1 protein-coding gene and 1 pseudogene are annotated in these 1,546 nt (G+C 45.3%); one reads left to right on the top strand and one right to left on the bottom strand.

Annotation, left to right across the window (positions count from 1 at the left end; genetic code table 11):
* A pseudogene (locus B7X71_RS16675) lies at positions 1–390 on the top strand (porphobilinogen synthase); the annotation flags it as partial.
* A gap of 50 nt (positions 391–440) precedes the next feature.
* Here B7X71_RS16675 and B7X71_RS16680 read toward each other — a convergent pair.
* Positions 441–1,546: cytochrome c biogenesis protein CcdA (locus B7X71_RS16680; RefSeq protein ID WP_293601558.1), on the bottom strand; the 1,106-nt coding region annotated here is incomplete at its 5' end.

Below are 1,546 nucleotides of genomic sequence, written 5' to 3' on the forward strand. Positions count from 1 at the left end.
TTTTATGGCCCATTTCGTGATGCAGTAGGTTCAGCAAAAAATTTAGGTAAAGCCGATAAAAAAACCTACCAAATGGATTGCGCCAATACTGATGAGGCTTTGCGGGAGATTGCACTCGATATCAGTGAAGGCGCTGATATGGTGATGGTCAAGCCTGGTATGCCTTACCTCGATATCGTACGTAGAGTTCGTGATGAATTTGATTATCCAACTTACGCCTATCAAGTGAGCGGTGAGTACGCTATGCTCAAGGCCGCCGCGCAAAATGGTTGGCTTGATCATGATGCCGTCATGATGGAGTCCTTGCTCGCGTTTAAACGTGCTGGCACAAATGGGATATTGACTTACTTTGCACTCGAGGCTGCACGTCTTCTCAAAGCAAGTAAATAAATTTGATGATGAAGACTGAATAAGTAAAAACTTATTCAGTTTCAATTCATTTAATTTGCCAGTACTTTTTTCAAGCGCTCAGCAAAACGTTGTGGCGGCATATAGCCAATTACACGCTGATCTTTTAACTCTTCTGAATTGAGATCAAAGATCAAAATTCCAGGCGGCCCGAATAATCCAAAACGCTTCAGTAATTCCTGATTCTCAGGACTGTTCTTTGTTACATCAGCTTGAACTAAAACAAATTTCTGTAACTCTTGATTCACTTCAGAATTAGCAAAGGTATTGATCTCCATCTCTTTGCAGGAGATGCACCAGTCTGCATAAAAATCTAGGAGCACTAGTTTCTTCTGCTCTTTTGCTTGGGCCAAGAATTGATCTAACTGGGCACTAGATTGAATTACAGCAAAACTCGCATTTCCAATCTGATGTTGACGTTGTCCATTAGCCATCATCTTGCCACCCGCTTCATTACTGCTTTGTAATAAAGGAGAGGCAATCCAGGCTGCAGTTGCCACCAATAAAACACCGAGCGTTCTTTGCAACCAAACCATCCAAATACCAGTTGATGGAATGAGGATGCGCGCCTCAATAGCAATAAAGAGAAGTGGCAAGCCCATACCCAAAGCCATCACAAACAGTAAACCGGCCCCCAAACTCATTGATCCTGTTTGGGCAATGAAAGCAAGTACTCCGGCTAAAGGTGCAGTAATACAAGGGCTGGCAACTAATGTCGAAATTCCACCCAAAGCGAAGGCACCAACAAAGCTCCCACCTTTATGGCGTCCTGCTAATTGGTCGACTTTTTCCTGCCAAGATTGGGGCATTCTGAGCTCGTACAGGCCAAATAAGCTCCCCGACAGTGCGAGTAGTAGCAATGCAAACCCAATTAGCGCTATAGGGCTCTGCAGAGCTCTTTGGACGCTACCGCCTAGAGCGGCCATCAAGACTCCCGCTAAAGCGTAGACGCAGGCCATACCAAGTACATAAGCCACGGCCAAGAGACTAGCCCGGCTTTTGCTAATCGATTTTTTGCCCTGAGTTCCAAACACCACACTGGACAGAATGGGTAGCATTGGAAGCACACAGGGAGTGAACGCCAAAGCCAGCCCCAGGATGAAGAAAGCCAAAAATAAATAGCCAGTTGGGGTGCTAT

It is taken from the genome of Polynucleobacter sp. 39-46-10 (genome assembly GCF_002282275.1).